The 19,712-nt window shown below is 70.7% G+C and carries 16 protein-coding genes, 4 tRNA genes, 1 other RNA gene and 1 pseudogene; 12 read left to right on the top strand and 10 right to left on the bottom strand.

Going from position 1 to position 19,712, the window contains the following annotated elements:
* Nucleotides 1–46: 46 nt before the first annotated feature.
* Nucleotides 47–131, bottom strand: a tRNA-Ser gene (locus J7E96_RS27405).
* A gap of 98 nt (nucleotides 132–229) precedes the next feature.
* Here J7E96_RS27405 and ffs point away from each other — a divergent pair.
* The 6 genes from ffs (at nucleotide 230) to J7E96_RS27375 (ending at nucleotide 8,484) form a co-directional block, all read left to right on the top strand.
* Nucleotides 230–328, top strand: an RNA gene (ffs, locus tag J7E96_RS27400) — signal recognition particle sRNA small type.
* 42 nt (nucleotides 329–370) lie between these two features.
* Complete coding sequence (locus tag J7E96_RS27395; RefSeq protein WP_215134876.1) at nucleotides 371–2,542, top strand: DNA polymerase III subunit gamma and tau; 2,172 nt, start codon at nucleotides 371–373, stop codon at nucleotides 2,540–2,542.
* A gap of 41 nt (nucleotides 2,543–2,583) precedes the next feature.
* Nucleotides 2,584–3,837, top strand: coding sequence for a phosphoribosylamine--glycine ligase (gene purD, locus J7E96_RS27390; protein WP_215134874.1), 1,254 nt, complete (start codon nucleotides 2,584–2,586; stop codon nucleotides 3,835–3,837).
* 230 nt (nucleotides 3,838–4,067) lie between these two features.
* Nucleotides 4,068–5,720, top strand: coding sequence for a hypothetical protein (locus J7E96_RS27385; RefSeq protein WP_215134872.1), 1,653 nt, complete (start codon nucleotides 4,068–4,070; stop codon nucleotides 5,718–5,720).
* A gap of 270 nt (nucleotides 5,721–5,990) precedes the next feature.
* Nucleotides 5,991–7,499, top strand: coding sequence for a N,N-dimethylformamidase beta subunit family domain-containing protein (locus J7E96_RS27380; protein WP_215134870.1), 1,509 nt, complete (start codon nucleotides 5,991–5,993; stop codon nucleotides 7,497–7,499).
* Nucleotides 7,500–7,584: 85 nt separating this feature from the next.
* A complete protein-coding gene (locus J7E96_RS27375) occupies nucleotides 7,585–8,484 on the top strand; it encodes a phosphoribosylaminoimidazolesuccinocarboxamide synthase (protein ID WP_215134868.1) in 900 nt (299 codons plus the stop codon).
* Between the two features lie 108 nt (nucleotides 8,485–8,592).
* Here the strand turns inward: J7E96_RS27375 and J7E96_RS27370 are convergent.
* The 7 genes and pseudogenes from J7E96_RS27370 to J7E96_RS27345 all read right to left on the bottom strand — a co-directional run bounded on the left by J7E96_RS27370 (nucleotide 8,593) and on the right by J7E96_RS27345 (nucleotide 11,491).
* Nucleotides 8,593–8,665: transfer RNA gene (locus J7E96_RS27370), tRNA-Gly, on the bottom strand.
* A gap of 22 nt (nucleotides 8,666–8,687) precedes the next feature.
* A complete protein-coding gene (locus J7E96_RS27365; RefSeq protein ID WP_215134885.1) occupies nucleotides 8,688–9,302 on the bottom strand; it encodes a response regulator transcription factor in 615 nt (204 codons plus the stop codon).
* A gap of 11 nt (nucleotides 9,303–9,313) precedes the next feature.
* Complete coding sequence (locus J7E96_RS27360) at nucleotides 9,314–10,561, bottom strand: sensor histidine kinase (protein ID WP_215134866.1); 1,248 nt, start codon at nucleotides 10,559–10,561, stop codon at nucleotides 9,314–9,316.
* A 37-nt stretch (nucleotides 10,562–10,598) separates the two neighbouring features.
* Nucleotides 10,599–10,727 (bottom strand): annotated as a pseudogene (locus J7E96_RS37765) (ABC transporter permease); the annotation flags it as partial.
* A 124-nt stretch (nucleotides 10,728–10,851) separates the two neighbouring features.
* A tRNA-Gly gene (locus J7E96_RS27355) sits at nucleotides 10,852–10,927 on the bottom strand.
* A gap of 53 nt (nucleotides 10,928–10,980) precedes the next feature.
* A tRNA-Gly gene (locus J7E96_RS27350) sits at nucleotides 10,981–11,052 on the bottom strand.
* A gap of 121 nt (nucleotides 11,053–11,173) precedes the next feature.
* Nucleotides 11,174–11,491, bottom strand: coding sequence for an Lsr2 family protein (locus J7E96_RS27345; protein ID WP_215134864.1), 318 nt, complete (start codon nucleotides 11,489–11,491; stop codon nucleotides 11,174–11,176).
* Nucleotides 11,492–11,821: 330 nt separating this feature from the next.
* Between J7E96_RS27345 and purS the strand changes: the two genes are divergently transcribed.
* From purS to purL, 3 genes are read left to right on the top strand one after another with little or no spacing between them, the layout of a single operon-like run.
* Entirely contained in the window at nucleotides 11,822–12,079 is a 258-nt protein-coding gene (gene purS, locus J7E96_RS27335) for a phosphoribosylformylglycinamidine synthase subunit PurS (protein ID WP_374196723.1), read from the top strand.
* Entirely contained in the window at nucleotides 12,076–12,756 is a 681-nt protein-coding gene (gene purQ, locus J7E96_RS27330; protein ID WP_215134858.1) for a phosphoribosylformylglycinamidine synthase subunit PurQ, read from the top strand. Before purS ends, purQ begins: the two co-directional genes overlap by 4 nt.
* Nucleotides 12,753–15,002, top strand: a complete 2,250-nt coding sequence (gene purL, locus J7E96_RS27325; RefSeq protein ID WP_215134856.1) for a phosphoribosylformylglycinamidine synthase subunit PurL — start codon at nucleotides 12,753–12,755, stop codon at nucleotides 15,000–15,002. Before purQ ends, purL begins: the two co-directional genes overlap by 4 nt.
* A gap of 107 nt (nucleotides 15,003–15,109) precedes the next feature.
* Here purL and J7E96_RS27320 read toward each other — a convergent pair whose 3' ends face one another.
* Nucleotides 15,110–15,253 (bottom strand): hypothetical protein, encoded by a 144-nt coding sequence (locus J7E96_RS27320; protein WP_215134854.1) that lies wholly within the window; start codon nucleotides 15,251–15,253, stop codon nucleotides 15,110–15,112.
* A gap of 226 nt (nucleotides 15,254–15,479) precedes the next feature.
* On the opposite strand from J7E96_RS27320, the gene J7E96_RS27315 reads away from it, so the two are divergent.
* The 3 genes from J7E96_RS27315 to J7E96_RS27305 all read left to right on the top strand — a co-directional run bounded on the left by J7E96_RS27315 (nucleotide 15,480) and on the right by J7E96_RS27305 (nucleotide 18,170).
* On the top strand, nucleotides 15,480–16,298 hold the full coding sequence (locus J7E96_RS27315; protein ID WP_215134852.1) for a maleylpyruvate isomerase family mycothiol-dependent enzyme: 819 nt from the start codon (nucleotides 15,480–15,482) through the stop codon (nucleotides 16,296–16,298).
* A gap of 175 nt (nucleotides 16,299–16,473) precedes the next feature.
* The gene (locus J7E96_RS27310; RefSeq protein WP_215134850.1) at nucleotides 16,474–17,274 is read left to right on the top strand and encodes a putative protein N(5)-glutamine methyltransferase; all 801 of its coding nucleotides are present in this window, start codon (nucleotides 16,474–16,476) and stop codon (nucleotides 17,272–17,274) included.
* A gap of 38 nt (nucleotides 17,275–17,312) precedes the next feature.
* Nucleotides 17,313–18,170, top strand: coding sequence for an META domain-containing protein (locus J7E96_RS27305; RefSeq protein ID WP_308296160.1), 858 nt, complete (start codon nucleotides 17,313–17,315; stop codon nucleotides 18,168–18,170).
* Between the two features lie 13 nt (nucleotides 18,171–18,183).
* Here the strand turns inward: J7E96_RS27305 and J7E96_RS38290 are convergent, their stop codons facing one another.
* On the bottom strand, nucleotides 18,184–19,527 hold the full coding sequence (locus J7E96_RS38290) for a hypothetical protein (protein ID WP_215134848.1): 1,344 nt from the start codon (nucleotides 19,525–19,527) through the stop codon (nucleotides 18,184–18,186).
* Nucleotides 19,528–19,712 lie beyond the last annotated feature (185 nt).

Here is a 19,712-nt window from a genome sequence, read left to right as displayed (position 1 = left end):
GAATTAACCAACAGCGTCCGCGTGAGCGGTCCGGGCCTTCTAGCTGCGGAGGATACGAGATTCGAACTCGTGAGGGGTTGCCCCCAACACGCTTTCCAAGCGTGCGCCCTAGGCCACTAGGCGAATCCTCCGCCGCAAACAATACAAGACGTTGAGGAGTGCTCGCGAACGTGTTCCGGGTGGTGGGGGTCCGGGTCGTTTTCCCGGGGGGCGATCCGCTAGTGTGGGGGCCAGCCCCTCACGTGGCGCTATCTCACCGAACTCCCCCAGGGCCGGAAGGCAGCAAGGGTAAGTGAGCTCTGGCGGGTGCGTGGGGGGCGCTTTCGTTGGGCGGGGACGGTTGTCGGTGGGTCCCGATAACCTCGTATACGTGTCGTCCCTTGCGCTCTACCGCCGCTACCGTCCCGAGTCGTTCGCCGAGGTCATCGGGCAGGAGCATGTCACTGCCCCTTTGCAGCAGGCCCTGCGTAACAACCGGGTCAACCACGCGTACCTGTTCAGCGGGCCGCGGGGCTGTGGAAAGACGACCAGCGCCCGCATCCTCGCCCGCTGTCTGAACTGCGAGCAGGGCCCCACGCCGAACCCGTGCGGTGAGTGTCAGTCCTGCGTCGACCTGGCCCGCAACGGCCGTGGATCGATCGACGTCATCGAGATCGACGCCGCTTCCCACGGTGGTGTGGACGATGCCCGTGACCTGCGGGAAAAGGCCTTCTTCGGGCCCGCCGCCAGTCGCTACAAGATCTACATCATCGACGAGGCCCACATGGTCACCCCGGCGGGCTTCAATGCCCTGCTGAAGGTGGTCGAGGAGCCCCCGGAGCATCTGAAGTTCATCTTCGCGACGACCGAGCCCGAGAAGGTCATCGGGACCATCCGGTCGCGTACGCACCACTACCCTTTCCGGCTCGTGCCCCCGGGGACCTTGCGCGACTACCTCGGCGAGGTGTGCGGGAAGGAAGGCATCCCGGTCGAGGACGGAGTGCTTCCGCTCGTGGTGCGGTCCGGAGCCGGGTCTGTGCGTGACTCCATGTCCGTCATGGACCAGCTGCTCGCCGGCGCGGCCGACGACGGTGTGACATATGCCATGGCCACCGCGCTCCTCGGGTACACGGAGAGCTCGCTGCTCGACTCGGTCGTGGACGCCTTCGCTTCGGGTGACGGAGCGGCCGCCTTCGAGATCGTGGACCGGGTGATCGAGGGCGGCAACGATCCCCGGCGGTTCGTGGCCGACCTGCTGGAGCGGCTGCGTGACCTGGTGATCCTGGCCGCCGTACCTGACGCGCGCGAGAAGGGCCTGATCGACGCGCCCGCGGATGTCGTGGAGCGCATGCAGGCGCAGGCCTCGGTCTTCGGTGCGGCCGAGCTGAGCCGCGCCGCCGACCTGGTCAACACGGGGCTCACCGAGATGCGGGGCGCGACGTCGCCGCGGCTGCAGCTGGAGCTGATCTGCGCCCGGGTGCTGCTGCCCGCCGCCTTCGACGACGAGCGCTCCTTCCAGGCACGACTGGACCGCCTTGAGCGCAACGGTGGGGGTGGTGGCGGTGCGTTCGTGGCCGCGGCTGCCGCTCCTGGCCCGGCGATGGGGTACGTACCGGGTCCCGAGGCCCATGGAGTTCCCGCGCCCACGCCCATCCCTGCTCCTGCCGTCACACCTGCTCCTGTGATGCCCGCGCCCGCGCCCGTGGCGGCCGCCCCCGCCCCGGAGCCGGTCCCGGCCGCCGCCGAGGCCGGGCAGCGTCCCGGTGCGTGGCCCGGCGCAGGCGGCGGCGGGCAGGACGGCGGGCGCCGGCCCGGCGGGTGGCCCACCGCCTCCGCACCGGGCCAGGGCCGCCCGGAGCCGCAGGCCGCGGCGCCGGCGGCAGCCCCCACGCCCGCCGCGGCCCCAGCTGCCCCCGCCGTATCGCAGTCGTCCGCCCAGGGCGCTCTGCAGGTGCAGAACATGTGGCCGGGCATCCTGGAGGCCGTCAAGAACCGACGGCGCTTCACCTGGATCCTGCTCAGCCAGAACGCCCAGGTCAGCGGCTTCGACGGGACCACGCTCCAGATCGCCTTCATCAACGCCGGCGCCCGCGACAACTTCGCGAGCAGCGGCAGCGAGGACGTGCTGAAGCAGGCGCTGGCCGAGTCCTTCAACGTGCAGTGGAAGATCGAGTCGATCGTCGACCCGTCCGGCGGCGGCGGCGCACAGCCGCCCGGCGGTGGCGGTTACGGCGGCGGCGCGGGCGGAGGCGGCGGCGGTTTCGGCGGGCGGCCCCCCGCCCCGGCCCCGCGCCCGGCACAGCCCGCCCCGCAGGCCCACGCGGCCCCTGCCGCATCCCACGCCGCCCCCGGCCCGCAGCGCCCGGCATCCGAGGCGTCCACAGGCGCCTCCTACGCCGCGGACCCGACTCCCCCGCCCCCGCCCACACCCCCACCGATGGCGATCGAGGACGACGTACCGGAAGAGGACGACGCGGACCTGGTCGACTCGGCACTTTCGGGCCACGACCTGATCGTGCGGGAGCTGGGCGCGACGGTCGTCGAGGAGTTCACGAACGAGTAGCCCGGCGGGGGGAGCGCGGCGCGCGGGCTAGGCTGCACATCGTGAAGGTCCTCGTCATCGGCGGCGGCGCCCGCGAACACGCCCTGTGCCGCTCTCTGTCCCTCGATCCCGACGTCACCGCGCTGTACTGCGCCCCCGGCAACGCCGGCATCGCCGAGGTGGCCGAGCTGCACCCGGTTGACGCCCTCGACGGTGCGGCCGTTGCCAGGCTCGCCACTGAGCTCGGTGCCGGCCTCGTCGTCGTCGGCCCGGAGGCGCCGCTCGTCGCCGGCGTCGCCGACGCCGTGCGCGCGGCCGGCATCCCCTGCTTCGGCCCGTCCAAGGAAGCCGCCCAGCTGGAGGGCTCCAAGGCCTTCGCCAAGGACGTGATGGCCGCGGCGAACGTCCCCACCGCCCGCAGCTACGTCTGCACCACCCCCGAAGAGATCGACATCGCGCTGGACGCGTTCGGCGCGCCGTACGTCGTCAAGGACGACGGCCTGGCCGCGGGCAAGGGCGTAGTCGTCACTGATGACATCGAGGCGGCCCGCGCCCACGCGCTCGCCTGCGACCGTGTGGTCATCGAGGAGTTCCTCGACGGCCCCGAGGTCTCCCTCTTCGCGATCACCGACGGCGTGACCGTCCTCCCGCTCCAGCCCGCGCAGGACTTCAAGCGCGCGCTCGACGGCGACGAGGGCCCGAACACTGGCGGCATGGGCGCGTACTCCCCGCTGCCGTGGGCCGACCCCAAGCTGGTCGACGAGGTCATGGCGACCGTGCTCCAGCCGACCGTGGACGAGCTGCGCCGCCGCGGCACGCCCTTCTCGGGTCTGCTGTACGCGGGTCTGGCGATCACTTCTCGGGGCGTACGGGTCATCGAGTTCAACGCCCGTTTCGGCGACCCGGAGACCCAGGTGGTCCTGGCCCGCCTCAGGACTCCGCTGGCGAGCGTGCTTCTCAACGCCGCCCAGGGCACGCTCGACGTCGAGCCGCCGCTCAGCTGGCGCGACGACGCGGCCGTGACGGTCGTCATCGCCTCGCACAACTACCCCGAGACGCCGCGCACGGGCGACCCGATCGAGGGCCTCGACGAGGTCGCGGCCCAGGATGCGCCCCACGCGTACGTCCTGCACGCCGGGACCAGGCGCGAGGGCGACACCATCGTCAGCGCGGGCGGCCGCGTGCTCTCGGTCACAGCGACCGGCGCCGACCTCACCCAGGCCCGCGAGCGGGCGTACACGGCACTCAGCCGCATCCGCCTCGACGGATCCCAGCACCGCACGGACATCGCCCAGAAAGCAGCGGCCGAGGCCTGATCAGCCCGCCTCCAGCGGCTCCCCCACCGATCCGAACGTCAGCAGCTTTCCCCAAAGCCATTCCATCGAGTGACCGCTGGGCCATCCGGCTGACGGGCGCCGAACCCCCAACTAGGGTGCGGCGCAAGCATTCCGGCACTTGGCCCCACCGACATTGCGATGTCAGTGGCGGGTGCCACAGTGGGGGAGTGAGCAAAGCCGTCGCAGGGCGAAGGGGGTGACGTCCGGCCGTGTCCGGTACCGGTATGGGTGTGGAGAAGGGCGCGCAGTCCGCGCGTTCCAGGGCTCTCGCTGTGCTGCGCATCCGCGGCAGAGCGCTGGCCGTCGCCCTGCTGCCCGCAGCCGTCGCCGTCGTCCTGCTGGTGGGCGGCGCGACGGGGCATGCGGTCGGCGGGGGCTGGGACACCGCGCGCTGGGTGATGACCATCGTCGCGGTGGTGGTGCTGCTGGCCGCCGCCGCCGTAGGGGCCGTGATCGTACGGGCGAGACCCGCCACAACGCCGACGGTGGAGGTCTCCGAACGCTCGGCGCCGGACCTCTACCGGCTCGTGCGTGACCTGGCGGACCGCCTGGAGGTACCGGTGCCGTCGGCCATAGCGCTCACCCCCGACTGCGACAGCTGGCTGGAGGACCGCACGCACCCGGCATCGTCCATACCGGGCGCCGCCCCTCGACGCCGCAGAACCGCGGAAGCGCCCGTGCTGGTCATCGGGTCCCCGTTCCTGTGGTGGATGCGGGTGGCCGAGCTGCGCGCGGTGCTCGCCCCGGTGGTCGCCGGTACGGGCCCCTCGGCGCACCCCGACATAGCCGCCGCCCGCCGCTTCGTACGAGGCCTGGACGCAGCAGTCGCGGTCGCAGCCGCCCCCGACCAGGGAGTGCTCCGCCGGCTCCCCCTCCGCTTCGTCGGCTGGGTCTCCAAACTCCTCCTGCGCAGCTGCCGCGTCCACGCGGCCGAGATGGAGCGCGGCGTAGCCACGGCCGCCTCCGAGCGCGCCCAGACCGTCGACTACGGCCTGCGGATCGTGGCCCAGGAGCAAGTAGGCCTGGCGTACGCGGGCTGGGACCGCCTCCTGACCCGGGTCGCGCTGCCCGCCTGGCGCATGGGCCGCTGGCCCTCGCGCCTCGACGCCGGCGTAGTCTCCGCCCTCACCGAACTCTCGCGCCGCGACCGCCTGGCAGAGGGCTTCGCCTCCCGCCTGGGCGAGCGCCCGGCCTGCGACCTGCTCGAAGAGCCAGGCACCGTGGACGAGGCCGCCTCGCTCCTCGCGGCCCGCCTCTTCCACGGCGGCCCGGCCGAGCCGGGCCCGGACTGGTCGCCGGTGGACTGGGCCCAGTACCCGGAAGAGGTCGTGGACCGGAAGTGGCGCGCGGACGCCGCCCGCCTGCACCGAGTCCTGGACACCATGGCCGCACGCCGCTCCACGGCCCCCACCCTGACCCGGGTGATGGACCACCTGGCGACGTCAAATCCCACCCCTGAAGGGAACCAGAGCTCAGCGGCCGAGACACTCGCCGCCGCCATCGGGGCAGAGGTCGCCCGTGAGGAGTCCGCCGCTCCGGCGCCCGCGCCGCTAGGGCTCGGTGACGCTGACGGCGATCCCTGGGGACCACTCCCGCTCTTCCCGCTCCAGGCGCCGAGGACCGGCCGTGACCTGCTGGCCGACCATGTCACCGCGATGGTCTGCTGCGCCGCCGTCGACACCGCCGGCGCCGTACCGGGCCTGGACTGGCTCGACGGCCCGGCGCTCCTGATCGACGGCGAGCGCCGCACGGACCTCGGTTCCCACGTCCTGAGCCTCGTGGAGGACGGCGACGCGGCACCCTTGCGCTCCTGGCTGGCCACGGTGGGAGTACGCCCGGAGAAGACAGTCCGTCTGGTCTGAGCGGGACCGGGTGGCCCCCAGCTCCGCCTCGCGAGCCACGGTGCCAGGAGACGCCCCGGCGCGGCACCGGCCCCAGGGCCCCGCCAAAAGGCCCCGGCAAAGGCCCCCGCGCCCCATATCACGACCCCCACGATGCGGAGGCTTACGTTCCGTTCTCGCCAATTCGCGACGAACGGTGACGGAGTGCGTGCGTTATGTGATGTGCTGGGGACCAGTAGCTGACAAGTGGCGCATCACAGTTGTCTCGGGGGCTCGAGGGAGGGAAGCGGCATGGGGGACGAATTCATCCGGCGCTGGGAATCGGGCGCCCTCGCGCATGCCGTGTCGGACCCGTTCGGCCAGGGCCCGCTGCCCTGGCTGCGCGGCAGCGAGACCTACTTCGGCGACAGCGGCCAGGTCATCCCCTGGTACGCCGAGCCCACGGAGGGCGCGGACCACCGCGACCCGGTCACCGGAGCCAGGTTCCCGCGGCCCCGCTCCGCCTCCACCGGCAGCCCCCGCACCGCCGACGACGTACGCCAGCAGATCAAGGGCTTCGCGTCCCCCGGCGCGGCAGCCCCCGGCGAGGCGATCGACTTCCACATCACGGTAGACCCGCCCCAGCAGTTCTCCGTGGACATCTACCGGATCGGCCACTACGGCGGCGACGGCGCGGCGAAGATCACCACCAGCCCCCGCCTGCCCGGCATCGTCCAGCCGGCCCCGCTCACCGCCGACCGCACGGTCTCCTGCCACCACTGGTGGCTGTCCTGGCGCCTGCAGATCCCGGACTTCTGGAACATCGGGGCGTACGTCGCCGTGCTCACCACCGCCGACGGCTACCGCTCCCACATCCCCTTCACAGTCCGCGACAGCCACCCCGCCGACCTGCTCCTCCTCCTGCCGGACATCACCTGGCAGGCGTACAACCTCTACCCGGAGGACGGCCGCACCGGCGCCAGCCTCTACCACGCGTGGGACAGCATGGGCCGCCTCCTGGGCGAAGAAGAGGCAGCCACAACCGTCTCCTTCGACCGCCCGTACGCCGGCGCCGGCCTGCCCCTCCACGTGGGCCACGCCTACGACTTCATCCGCTGGGCCGAGCGCTACGGCTACGACCTCGCCTACGCCGACGCCCGCGACCTGCACGCGGGCCGCATCGACCCGACCCGCTACCGAGGCCTGGTCTTCCCGGGCCACGACGAGTACTGGTCGGCCCCCATGCGCCGCACCACAGAGCTCGCGCGCGAGGCAGGCACATCCCTGGTCTTCCTCTCCGCCAACACGATGTACTGGCAGGTGGAGCTCGCCCCGTCCCCCTCCGGCACGCCCGACCGCCTCCTCACCTGCCGAAAACGCCGAGCCCCCGGCAAGCCCGCCCTCTGGCGCGAGATCGACCGCCCCGAGCAGCAGCTGATGGGCATCCAGTACGCCGGACGGGTCCCGGAGCCGCGCCCCTTGGTCGTACGCAACGCGGACCACTGGCTGTGGGATTCGACCGGCGCGCACGAGAACGACGAGATCGAAGGCATGGTCGCGGGCGAGGCCGACCGCTATTTCCCCCGCACCCAGCTCCCCGAGCACCAGGACCGCATCCTGCTCGCCCACTCCCCGTACGAGGACGGCGAGGGCCACCGCCGCCACCAGGAGACATCCCTCTACCGGGCTCCCAGCGGCGCCCTGGTCTTCGCCTCCGGCACGTTCGCCTGGTCCCCGGCCCTGGACCGACCGGGCCATGTGGACCCCCGCATCCAACGAGCCACGGCCAACCTCCTGGACCGCATCTGCAAACGCGACTGAGGTCACAGGCGGCCCCGCCCCGACACTCAGGCCCCGCATACGGGAGAATCGGAAGCGCTCCTGGATCAACCTACGCGGAGGAACCGTGTCCGGATTCGTAGAAAAGCCCGAGCCGCTTCAGCTGCCGGGCCTGACCCACCTCCACACGGGCAAGGTGCGTGACCTCTACCAGAACGAGGCCGGCGACCTCGTCATGGTCGCCAGCGACCGCATCTCCGCGTACGACTGGGTGCTGCCCACGGAGATCCCCGACAAGGGCCGGGTCCTCACCCAGCTCTCGCTCTGGTGGTTCGACCAGCTCGCGGACCTCGTCCCGAACCACGTGATCTCCACCGACCTGCCCGCCGGCGCCCCGGCCGACTGGGAAGGCCGCACCCTCGTCTGCAAGTCGCTGCGGATGGTGCCGGTCGAGTGCGTGGCCCGCGGCTACCTCACGGGCTCGGGCCTCACCGAGTACAACGAATCCCGTACGGTCTGCGGCCTGGCCCTCCCCGAGGGCCTGACCGACGGCTCCGAACTCCCGGCCCCCATCTTCACGCCGGCGACAAAGGCGGCGGTCGGCGACCACGACGAGAACGTCAGCTACGAGGAAGTAGCCCGCCAGGTCGGCGCTGAGACAGCCGCCCAGCTGCGCCAGATGACCCTCGCCATCTACAGCCGGGCCCGCGACATCGCCCGCGACCGGGGCATCATCCTCGCCGACACGAAGTTCGAATTCGGCTTCGACGGCGACCAGCTGATCATCGCCGACGAGGTGCTGACCCCGGACTCCTCGCGCTTCTGGCCCGCCGCCATCTGGGAGCCGGGCCACGCCCAGCCGTCGTACGACAAGCAGTACGTCCGCGACTGGCTGACCTCGCCCGCCTCCGGCTGGGACCGCAAGGCGGAGCTTCCGCCGCCCCCGCTCCCGCAGGAGATCGTCGACGCGACCCGGGCGAAGTACCTGGAGGCGTACGAGCTCCTCACCGGCCTCAGCTGGTCCTAGCGAGACCCGCCTGAGCCCCACGGCAATTCGTCCGGGGGCCCAGCACGGGCCCCGACCCAGGACAACGCAGAAGGCCCCGGTCGCAATGACCGGGGCCTTCTGACTCTGAGCGGACGACCAGGTTCGAACTGGCGACCTCAACCTTGGCAAGGTTGCGCTCTACCAACTGAGCTACGTCCGCATGCGCTGTGTTGCGATGCCCACTATACCCAACCTCGCTCGCGTGCGAGCCGCACCGCCGTATGACGATTCTCCGCACCCAGTTTCGAGGCGGCCGAAGACAGATAGTTGCGCACCGTCCCCGGCGACAGTGCCGCCCGCTCCGCGATCTCCGCGACGGGCGCCCCGTCCGCCGCCAGCTCCAGCACTTCCGCCTCCCGTAAGGTCAGCGGCGAGTCCCCGGCGGAGATCGCGTCGGCCGCCAACTCCGGGTCCACGTACCGGTTTCCGTCCCGTACGCTCCGGATCAGCTCGGCCAGCTGCTGTGCGCTGACGGTCTTCGGTACGAACGCCCGCACCCCCGCCGCGAGCGCCCGTTTCAGGTGCCCGGGACGCCCGTGGCTGGTCACGATCATGCAGCGGCAGTCGGGCAGCTCGGCCCGCAGGGTTGTGGCCACACTCACACCGTCGGCGCCCGGCATCTGCAGATCCAGTACGGCGATGTCCGGCCGGTGCGCCCGGGCCATCGCGATCGCCTCGGGCCCCGTAGCCGCCTCGGCGACGACGACGAGGTCGTCCTCCAGCCCGAGCAGCGCGGCGAGCGCACCACGGATCAGATGCTCGTCGTCGGCGAGGAGAACCCGCACCGGCCCCTTCACCACCGAACCACTCACCGCAGCACCTCCTGAACCACTGGTTCCACCGGAACCACCTGCCCCATCGGCACCTCGGCAGTCAGCCGGAACGTGCCGTCCCCGCCCGGCCCCGCCCGCAGCGTCCCGCCCACCGCGCTCAGCCGCTCCCGGAGCCCGGCAAGCCCCGACCCTGGAGTGCCGTCGGCGGACACGTCCCCCGCCCCGTCGTTCTCCACGACCAGCACCGCCCTCCCGCCCTCCGCCGTCAGCCGTACCGTGCAGCTGCGCGGGTCCCCGTGCCGCAGCACATTGGTCGTCGCCTCCCGTACGACCCACCCGAGCGCCGACTGCACGCCCGGCGGAAGATCGTCGCCCAGCCGCCCCTGCTCCATCAGGCACTCGATGCCGGCCGCACTCAACACCCCGCGCGCCCCTTCCAGTTCGGTGGCCAGATCCGCCTCCCGATAGCCGCGTACGACCTCACGCACCTCACGCTGCGACTCCCGCGCGATCCGCTGCACCTCGGCCATCTGGTCGGCGGCCTCCGGCCTGCCGCGTCGCGCGAGCTGCACCGCCAGCTCGCTCTTCAGCGCGATGACGGCGAGATTGCGCCCCATGACGTCGTGCATGTCCCGCCCGAAACGCAGCCGCTCTTCGGCGACCGCGAGCCGCGCGGTGGCGTCGCGGTTCCGGTCCAGCTCCCAGATCACCGCCATGAACCAGGCCGAGGACCGCGTGGTCAGCAACGCGAACAGCCCCACGAAGAGCACGACCACCGCCCCGGCCACCGCCAGCCCCGCCTCCGCCCCGGTGGCGGCCAGCGCCCCCGCGACCAGCGCCGCTGCCACCACGGTCCCGAGCATCAGCCGCCGGAGGGTCGACAGCATGAACGTCGACATGGCAGTGGTGAGCAGGGCGTACGGCAGTATCGCCACCATCGCCCTCCCGTCACCGATCCCGCCGGTGGCCTGAAGGGCCACGATCGAACCCACCGAAATCCCGCCCAGCCCGATCGCGACGGCCGCCGAGCGCCACGGCGCCGGGGCCCTGTCGACGTAATGCGCGAGCCCGTGGTGAGTGGTGTGCATCGAGACCGCGCACTGAGCCACGGACAGGACGAGCAGCCCGCGCGCGAGCGCGACGGCGCCGGGTTCGCGGCTCACCTCCTGGGTGAGGGGCGTCAGAGCCCCGGTCGAGATCAGCCACGGCAGCAGATACAGCGTCACCCGCATGTACAGGTCAAGCTTCGCCGCCTGGCTCCGCTTCCGCCAGAAGCCCTTCATCCCCGTCGTCCCCCCGATTCCCCTACCGCTGATTCCCCTACCGCCGCGGCTCCCACCGGAACCACGGCCGCACAGCGAATACAGACAGTACGGTCCAGGCCACCGCCGTAGCGACGGCGCCCAGCGCCTCGTGCGCCCCCAACTGCCCGCTCCAGCCGCCCCGCACGAAGAGCTCGCCGCGCGCCACGGAGAAGGAAACGGACGCATATGACAAATGTCAGTGGCGAACAACAGAACAACGGACACAACGACGAAGGCCCCGGTCGCAATGACCGGGGCCTTCGTACTCATGGAGCGGACGACGAGATTCGAACTCGCGACCCTCACCTTGGCAAGGTGATGCTCTACCAACTGAGCCACGTCCGCATTTGGTGCCACCACTGTACCTGATCCACCGAAGTGGTTGGTAAGCGATGTAGAGCGGGTGACAGGAATTGCACACTGCGCCTTCCCCCTGGAAGGGGGATGTTCTACTACTGAACTACACCCGCACGCTGCTTGAGGTCCGGCCCTGCGGCCTTGCCCCTCGGCGTGTTCCAGACTCTAGCCGATCACCAGGGGTGCATTGCAAGTCGGCGGGCGCCCGGACTCTCAGCAGCTGTCCGCGAAGCCCTACGAGGCCTCGGCGAAGGCTTCGTAGACCTTCTTGGGGATGCGGCCCCGCGCCGGCACGTCCATCTGGTGCGAGCGTGCCCACGCACGCACGGCCGCCGGATCGGGTGCCACGGCGGTGTGGCGGTAGACCTTGCCCGACTTCGAGTGCTTTCGGCCCGCCTCGATGTACGGCTCCAGTGCCATGCGCAGTTTCTTTGCATTGGCGGGATTCAGGTCGATCTCGTACGACTTCCCGTCCAGGCCGAAGCTGACCGTTTCCGCTGCTTCCCCTCCGTCGATGTCGTCGGAGAGCGTGACCACTACGCGCTGAGCCACGGATATCGGTCCTTTCCTGCGGCACTACCGCGTCCGACATGACGCCTGACATGACGTCTGACATGCGGTGATGCCGGCCTTCCGGCTGATTTGGAGCAATGCTGTTTTTCTCGCTATTCCTTTGTACAGCGACAGCCATTGCATTGTGAAGCCCATTTAATTCCGTCCGCGTGTCCTTCCGCAATCGGAGGCGGCCATTTTCCCCGGATTTTCCGCCCGGTTGTCACCCCTGATACCGGAACGTGATCCGCGTAGACCCATATCTACCCGCGTAGAATTTCAAGCCGGGTACGCTGATGGAACCGCCTTCGCACCACACCACCACCGGGAGTGCCAGTGGCACGCGTCGTAGTCGACGTCATGCTCAAGCCCGAGATCCTCGACCCGCAGGGACAGGCGGTGCAGCGTGCACTGCCCCGTCTCGGCTTCGAGGGAATCGCGGACGTCCGTCAGGGAAAGCGTTTCGAGCTCGAGGTCGAGGGGCCGGTCGATGACGCCGCCCTCGCCCGCATCCACAAGATGGCCGAATCGTTCCTCGCCAACACCGTCATCGAGGACTTCACCGTGAAGGTGGAGGAGTCGAAGTGACCGCTCGCATCGGAGTCGTCACCTTTCCGGGAACGCTCGACGACCAGGACAGCCTCCGTGCTGTCCGTACCGCGGGCGCCGAGCCGGTCTCGCTGTGGCACCGCGACAAGGACCTCAAGCAGGTCGACGCGGTCGTGCTCGCGGGTGGCTTCTCGTACGGCGACTACCTGCGCGCCGGCGCGATCGCCCGCTTCTCGCCGGTGATGGAGACGATCATCGAGCAGGCGAAGGCCGGCCTGCCGGTCCTCGGTATCTGCAACGGTTTCCAGATCCTCACCGAGGCCCACCTCCTGCCCGGCGGGATGCTGCAGAACAACCACCTGCACTTCATCTGCCGCGAGCAGAAGCTGCGCGTGGAGACGAGCGAGACGGCCTGGACGGCGGACTACACCGCCGGTCAGGAGATCCAGATCCCGCTCAAGAACATGGACGGCCGTTACGTCGCCGAGGAGCGCGTGCTCGACGAGCTGGAGGCGGAGGGCCGCGTCGCCTTCCGCTACCTGGACGTCAACCCGAACGGCTCGCTCCGCGACATCGCCGGCATCAGCAACGCCGCCGGCAACGTCGTCGGCCTGATGCCGCACCCGGAGCACGCCGTGGAGCCGCTGGTCGGCACGGGACGTACCGACGGCCTCGGATTCTTCACCTCGATCCTGAAGAAGCTGGTCAACGCATGACTCTCGACACTGTCAAGCACGCGGGCGAGACCCCCGACGTCGAGCAGCCCTGGAAGGAGCTCGGCCTCAAGGAGGACGAGTACGCGCGTATCCGCGAAATCCTGGGGCGGCGCCCCACCGGCGCCGAGCTCGCCATGTACAGCGTCATGTGGTCCGAGCACTGCTCCTACAAGAGCAGCAAGGTCCACCTGAAGCAGTTCGGCGAGAAGGTCCCGGTCAACGACGCGATGCTCGTCGGCATCGGCGAGAACGCGGGCGTCGTCGACGTCGGCCAGGGTTACGCCGTGACCTTCAAGGTCGAGTCGCACAACCACCCCTCGTACATCGAGCCCTACCAGGGCGCGGCCACCGGCGTCGGCGGCATCGTCCGCGACATCCTCGCGATGGGCGCCCGCCCGGTCGCGGTCGTCGACCCGCTGCGCTTCGGCGCGGCCGACCATCCCGACACGCGCCGCGTCCTGCCGGGCGTCGTCGCGGGCATCGGCGGCTACGGCAACTGCCTGGGCCTGCCGAACATCGGCGGCGAGGTCGTCTTCGACGAGTGCTACCAGGGCAACCCGCTGGTCAACGCCGGATGCATCGGCGTGATGAAGCACGAGGACATCCACCTCGCGAAGGCGAGCGGTCCCGGAAACAAGGTCATCCTGTACGGCGCCCGTACGGGCGGCGACGGCATCGGCGGCGTATCGGTCCTCGCCTCCGAGACCTTCGAGTCGACCGGTCCCGCGAAGCGTCCGGCCGTCCAGGTCGGCGACCCCTTCCAGGAGAAGCTCCTCATCGAGTGCACCCTGGAGATCTTCCGCGAGGAGCTTGTCGCGGGCATCCAGGACCTGGGTGGCGCGGGCCTGTCCTGCGCGACGTCCGAGCTGGCTTCGGCGGGCTCCGGCGGCATGCGGGTCGAGCTGGACACCGTTCCCCTCCGTGACTCCTCCCTCTCGCCCGAGGAAATCCTCATGAGCGAGTCGCAGGAGCGCATGTGCGCGATCGTGGAGCCGGGGAAGGTCGACCGGTTCATGGAGATCTGCGAGAAGTGGGACGTCATCGCCACCGTCATCGGTGAGGTGACCGACGGCTCGCAGCTGGAGATCTTCTGGCACGGCGAGCAGATCGTCGACGTACCGCCGCGGACGGTTGCCCACGAGGGTCCCGTCTACAACCGGCCGTACGCCCGCCCTGCCTGGCAGGACGCGCTCCAGGCGGACGACGCGAACAAGCTGGCGCGGCCGGCGAACGCGGCGGAGCTGCGGGAGCAGGTGCTGCGGCTCGTCGCTTCCCCGAACCAGGCGTCGAAGTCGTGGATCACGGACCAGTACGACCGGTTCGTGCAGGGCAACACGGTGCTCGCCATGCCCGAGGACGCCGGCATGGTGCGGATCGACGAGAAGACGAACCTCGGTGTCGCGATGGCGACGGACGGCAATGGCCGGTACGCGAAGCTCGACCCGTACACGGGTGCGCAGCTCGCGCTGGCGGAGTCGTACCGCAACGTCGCGGCCTCGGGCGCGAAGCCGCTCGCGATCTCGGACTGCCTGAACTTCGGCTCGCCCGAGGACCCGGACGTCATGTGGCAGTTCGCGGAGGCCACGCGCGGGCTGGCGGACGGCTGCCTGCAGCTGGGCACCCCGGTGACCGGCGGCAACGTCTCGCTCTACAATCAGACCGGCGAGACCGCCATCCACCCGACGCCGGTCGTCGCGGTGCTCGGCGTGATCGACGACGTGACGCGGCGTACGCCGATCGCCTTCGCGGAAGAGGGCCAGCTCCTCTACCTGCTCGGTGACACGCACGAGGAGCTGGGCGGGTCGGCCTGGTCGCAGGTCATCCACGACCACCTGGGCGGCATGCCGCCGAAGGTGGACCTGGACCGCGAGAAGCTGCTGGGCGAGATCCTGATCTCGGCGTCGCGCGACGGCATGATCGACGCGGCGCACGACCTGAGCGACGGCGGCCTGATCCAGGCGGTCACCGAGTCCTGCCTTCGGGGTGGGAAGGGTGCGCGGCTGGTGGTGCCGGACGGGCTCGACGCGTTCGTCTTCCTCTTCTCGGAGTCGGCGGGCCGGGCGGTTGTTTCCGTGCCGCGCAGCGAGGAGCTTCGCTTCAACGACATGTGTGGGGCGCGGGGTCTGCCGGTGTCCCGGATCGGTGTCGTGGACGGCGACGAGATCGAGGTGCAGGGCGAGTTCAGCATCCCGCTGAGCGAGCTGCGTGCGGCGCACGAGGCGACGCTGCCGGCGCTTTTCGCCTGAGTCCCTGAAGCGACAACTTCGGCCCTGGCCAGCTGGTTGGCCAGGGCCGAGTTTTTTGTTCCCCTACCCGCCCCTTCCCGAAACTGGGGGCTGCCCAGGCCCGCTCCTCAAACGCCGGAGGGGCTGGAGGGGGCGGGGTGGCTCACCTCGACCCAGGGGCTGTGCCCCAGCTCGAGGTTGCCGCGTTCCGGGAGCGAGCTGTGCTCGGCGAACGCAGACGTGCCGCGCTTCGCGAAGGTGCCGCGCTCCACGAGCGTGCCGTGCTCTGGGGCTTTCGCTCAGCCGCACCCAGCCCGTCCGGCGTTTGAGGACACGCCCGCAGGCCTCCGGCGGTCTGGGGGCGGAGCTCCAGCCAACTCCCGGCCAATCCAGCCCGTCCGGCGTTTGAGGACCGGGGTCTGGTGCAGCGCCCCAGTTCGGGAAGGGGCGGGGTGGGGAAAGCTCCGCGCAGCGGTTCGGCCGCGCTAATCTCGGGCCATGTCATCCGCTGACCAGAAGCGCCCGCGCCCCCGCCCGCGCCGCTACGACGCCGGTAAGATCCGCGCCGCCGTCCTGGCCCAGTTCGGCAACGTGCAAGACGCCGTGCGCGACCTCACGCCCGCGCAGCTCGCGCTCCCCACCCACCTCGGGGACTGGACCGTCCGCGACCTGGCCGCGCACATCACCCTGGCCGTCGGCGCCGTCAGCCGCTGCCTCGAACAGCCTGCCCCGCCCAAGCAGGAAGTCCCCCTCCAGGAGTGGCCGTTCGCCACCGCCGCCCACGCCGCGCAGATCTCCGACGCCACGAAGTCGATCAGCGAGGCGGCCCCGGATCTCGACGCTCTGTACGCGCTGTACGAGCGGACCCGCACCCGCCTCGCCGAGCTCCTGCCCACCGCCCCCGACGACCGGCTCCTCGCGACCCGCGTCGGCGCCATGCGCCTCGACGACTACCTCGTCACCCGCACCGTCGAACTCATCGTCCACACCGACGACTTGAACCACGCCGCCGGACTCGCCGTCCCGTACGACCGCCAGGCCCTCGCCGCCTGCACCCGTCTCCTCGCCGACGCCCTCGCCGTCAAGGCGCCCGGCGGGTCGGTCGAGGTCCGCGTCCCGCCGTACGCCGTCGTCCAGTGCGTGGAAGGCCCCCGTCACACCCGCGGCACACCGCCGAACGTCGTAGAGACCGACCCGCTCACCTGGATCCGCCTCGCCACGGGGCGTACGGACTGGGACGCGGCCGTCGACGACGCGAAGGTCAGCGCCAGCGGCGAACGGGCCCATCTGGCAGGGCTGTTGCCGATCCTCGGCTAGCGATTAGTTGATCATGTAGTGTTGCCGTCGCCCACGCAGGCAGGCCGTACACACGCACCTAGGAGGTGAGCCCCATTACCGCTGTATCAGGTCGGGTGCTCTCATCTCGCGACCGCGCGGTCCACCAGGCATAGGTGACCGAAGGAGCGCCCATCGGCGTCCCGAAAGGTTTCCCATGCCTCTCTCCCCCTCGTTTTCCCCCTCCGTCATCGTCACCAGGCTTCGGGCCGCCGGCTGCGTATTCGCCGAGGACGAGGCGGACTTGCTCCTCTCCACCGCGCGGAATCCCGCCCACCTCTCCGCCATGGTGGACCGCCGGATCGACGGCCTGCCCCTCGAACACGTCCTCGGCTGGGCCGAGTTCTGCGGCCGTCGCTACACCGTGGACCCCGGGGTCTTCGTCCCCCGCCGCCGCACCGAGTTCCTGGTCCGGCAGGCCGTGGCCCTCGCGCCGTCGCAGGCCGTCGTGGTCGACCTGTGCTGCGGCACGGGAGCACTCGGCGCGGCGCTGGCCGCGTGCCTGGAGCGGGTCGAGTTGTACGCCGCCGACGTGGACCCCGCCGCCGTGCGATGTGCCCGGCGCAACATCACCGCCGTCGGCGGCCAGGTCTACCAGGGGGACCTCTACGCGCCGCTGCCCGCCGCCACGCTGCGCGGACGGGTCGACGTACTGCTGGCCAATGTGCCGTACGTACCGACCGAGGAGATAGACCTGTTGCCCCCGGAGGCCCGCATCCACGAGGCGCGGGTCGCGCTCGACGGCGGGGCTGACGGGCTCGACGTACTGCGGCGGGTGACGGCGGAGGCGGCGCGGTGGCTGGCGCCGGGCGGCCACCTGCTGTTCGAGACGAGCGAGCGCCAGGCGCCGCAGGCCGTCGAAACCGTGGCCCGCGACGGGCTGGTCCCGCGGGTCGTCACGTCCGACGAGCTGTACGCCACCGTCGTCATCGGGACCAGGGGCAGGGGCAGGGGATGAGCGGAGCCTGAGCGAGCCAGTGGAACCAGAAACCCCACTTGTTCCGTCCCATCGCCATGGATACGTCGCGCACCCGCATCTCCGCCCGCCGCCCCCTCACCGGCGCCGTCAGCGTCCTCGCCCTCCTCACCCTGGCCGCCTGCGGCACGGAGCCGGGCCCGGGCACCGGCGGCGACGGCACCGTAAAGCCGGACCTCCAGGTCAGCGGCATCGACTGGACCGTCGACAGCGTGACCGTCGACGGGAAGAAGATGCCGGCACCCGAGAAGGCCACGGTCCGCATCGACGACAAGGGCCGGGCCGAAGGCCACACCGGCTGCAATCGCTTCGGCGCCGATGTGAAGGTCGAGGGCGACACGATCACCGTGGGACCCGGCCAGACCACCGAGATCGGCTGTCCGAAGAACATCGCGAAGTTCGAGCAGCACCTTCAGCGCACCTTCACCGGTGAGCTGAAGGCCAAGGTCGCGGACGACAAGCTGACCCTGACCACGGCTGAGGGCGACACCATCGCCCTGTCCGAGACCAAGCCGGAGCCCGACGCGCAGCTCCTCGGTACCGAGTGGAAGGTGGAGTCGCTGCGTGACGGCGACACCGCGACCTCACTCCCGGGGGACGCGGCGGGCAAGGCGAAGCTGTTCTTCGGCGAGGACGGGACCGTAGGCGGACATCTCGGCTGCAACAACGTCTCGGGCAAGGCGAAGGTCTCCGGATCGACCATCACCTTCTCCAAGATCGCCACGACTCGGAAGATGTGCGCGCCGCCGGTGATGGACGCCGAGAAGGCCCTGCTCAAGGTCCTGGACGGCAAGGCGGCCTACGAGGTCCGCGAGCGCGTCCTGTCCCTCACCGCGGCGGGCGGCAAGGGACTGGAAGCGGTCGCGATCGCCAGGTAGACCGATCGGTCGCTTACGGGCGACGGCGGCGCAGCGTCGCGCATACGACCGCGCCGCCCAGCGCCAGCGCCCCCGCGACGGCCAGCGGCCGGGCGGCCGCGTCGCCGCCGGTCTCGGCCAGGCGCTGCTCGCCTCCCCCGGGGCGTACGCCGGACTCCGGAGCCGCAGGTGCCTCGGCCGCCCGGAGCGCCACGGTCTTGGCCGGTACGGCGGCGGCCGGGCCCCCGGGTGTCTTCGGCGTTTCGGGAGCGGCTGCGGGACCGGAAGCGGGAGGGGAAGCGGGGCCGGGCGCGGGAGCCGGCCCCGCCGCCCCGCCGGCCAGGCTGACGGCGACCGTCGCCTCCGTCTTGCCCGAGGCCACGACCTTCACCCCCACCTTGCGCGCGGTGTCGGTCAGTTCCGTCCCGGCCTTGACCGCGTCCGCGTCCGGCGCCTTGCCGTCACCCGGGGTCGGATCGATGAGCGCCGACCTCGTGTAGTCGTCGGCCAGGACGCGGTGGACGTGGACGCCCTCGATCGCGCCGTCGAGCGAACCCGCCTTCGCCCGCAGCTCGACGACGATCTTGTCCTTGCCGTCGAGTGGGATGCGCAGCGCGTGGACGCCACTGCCCTCGCCGTACAGCGGACGCAGTTTGTACGTACCGGACTCGGTCACGTCGGCGAGTTCGTCGCCCGCCAGCCACTTGTTGTGGATCAGCTCGGGCGACGTCAGCCCGGCCGCCGAACCGCCACCGCCCATGACCGACTTGTCACTCGTGCCGTCCTCCTTGCAGCCGGCGCCCAGGTCCCCGTCCGGGCAGCGCAGCCGCTTGTGGTGGTGGTAACCGAGATTGTGGCCGAACTCATGGACCAGCGCGTCGATCGAGAAGTGCTCGTCCGGCATCCAGGTTTTCCCTCCGCCGACCGTGCCCAGTCCGGCGTACTCGCACTTGGCCTTCTTGTTCGGGAAGACGATCGAGACGTGGTCGTACGCGCTCTCCCCGATGCCCTTCGCGACCAGCGCCTTCTGCGTCTCGTCCGCGATCCGGCCGCTGTCGCAGGCGGCGGCCATGGGGAGCGTGAGCGGCCCGCTCACCTGGTCCGTACCGGCCGGTCCGAAGGTGGTCCTGCCCCGGGTGATCTCGCTGTAGTACGAGGTCAGGGAACCGCTCTTGCCGTAGTAGGCGGACTCCAGGGCCGACTCCAGCTTCGCGGGGTCGCCGTGCGCGCTGTCGCTGAAGTTCACCATCACGATCTGCACGCCGCGCCGGCCGTCGGGCGCCACCTCGGCGGCGTACGCGGCGGGGGCCGCCGCCGAGGCGAGTACGACGCCGCAGGCGAGGGCCGACAGACGCCGTACTCGGGAGGTCGGCTGCATGTGGTGGTTCCTTCCGCCGCAAAACGAAACAGTGGGGGAAGGACATCGTGATCAAGCGCGGCACCCGTTAAACGCGAATACAGTGCGCTAAGTGCGCCTACGTGCAGCGACGTACAATGCGCATGCCAAGTCGCTGGATGGGCGGCGGAACGTAAGCGATTACGGGCCCCATGCACCCATAGCGC

Source organism: Streptomyces sp. ISL-96 (assembly GCF_018614035.1).
Taxonomy (GTDB): Bacteria; Actinomycetota; Actinomycetes; order Streptomycetales; family Streptomycetaceae; genus Streptomyces.
The sequence above is the reverse complement of the archived record's forward strand: the minus strand, read 5'-3'. Positions and strand labels throughout refer to the sequence as shown.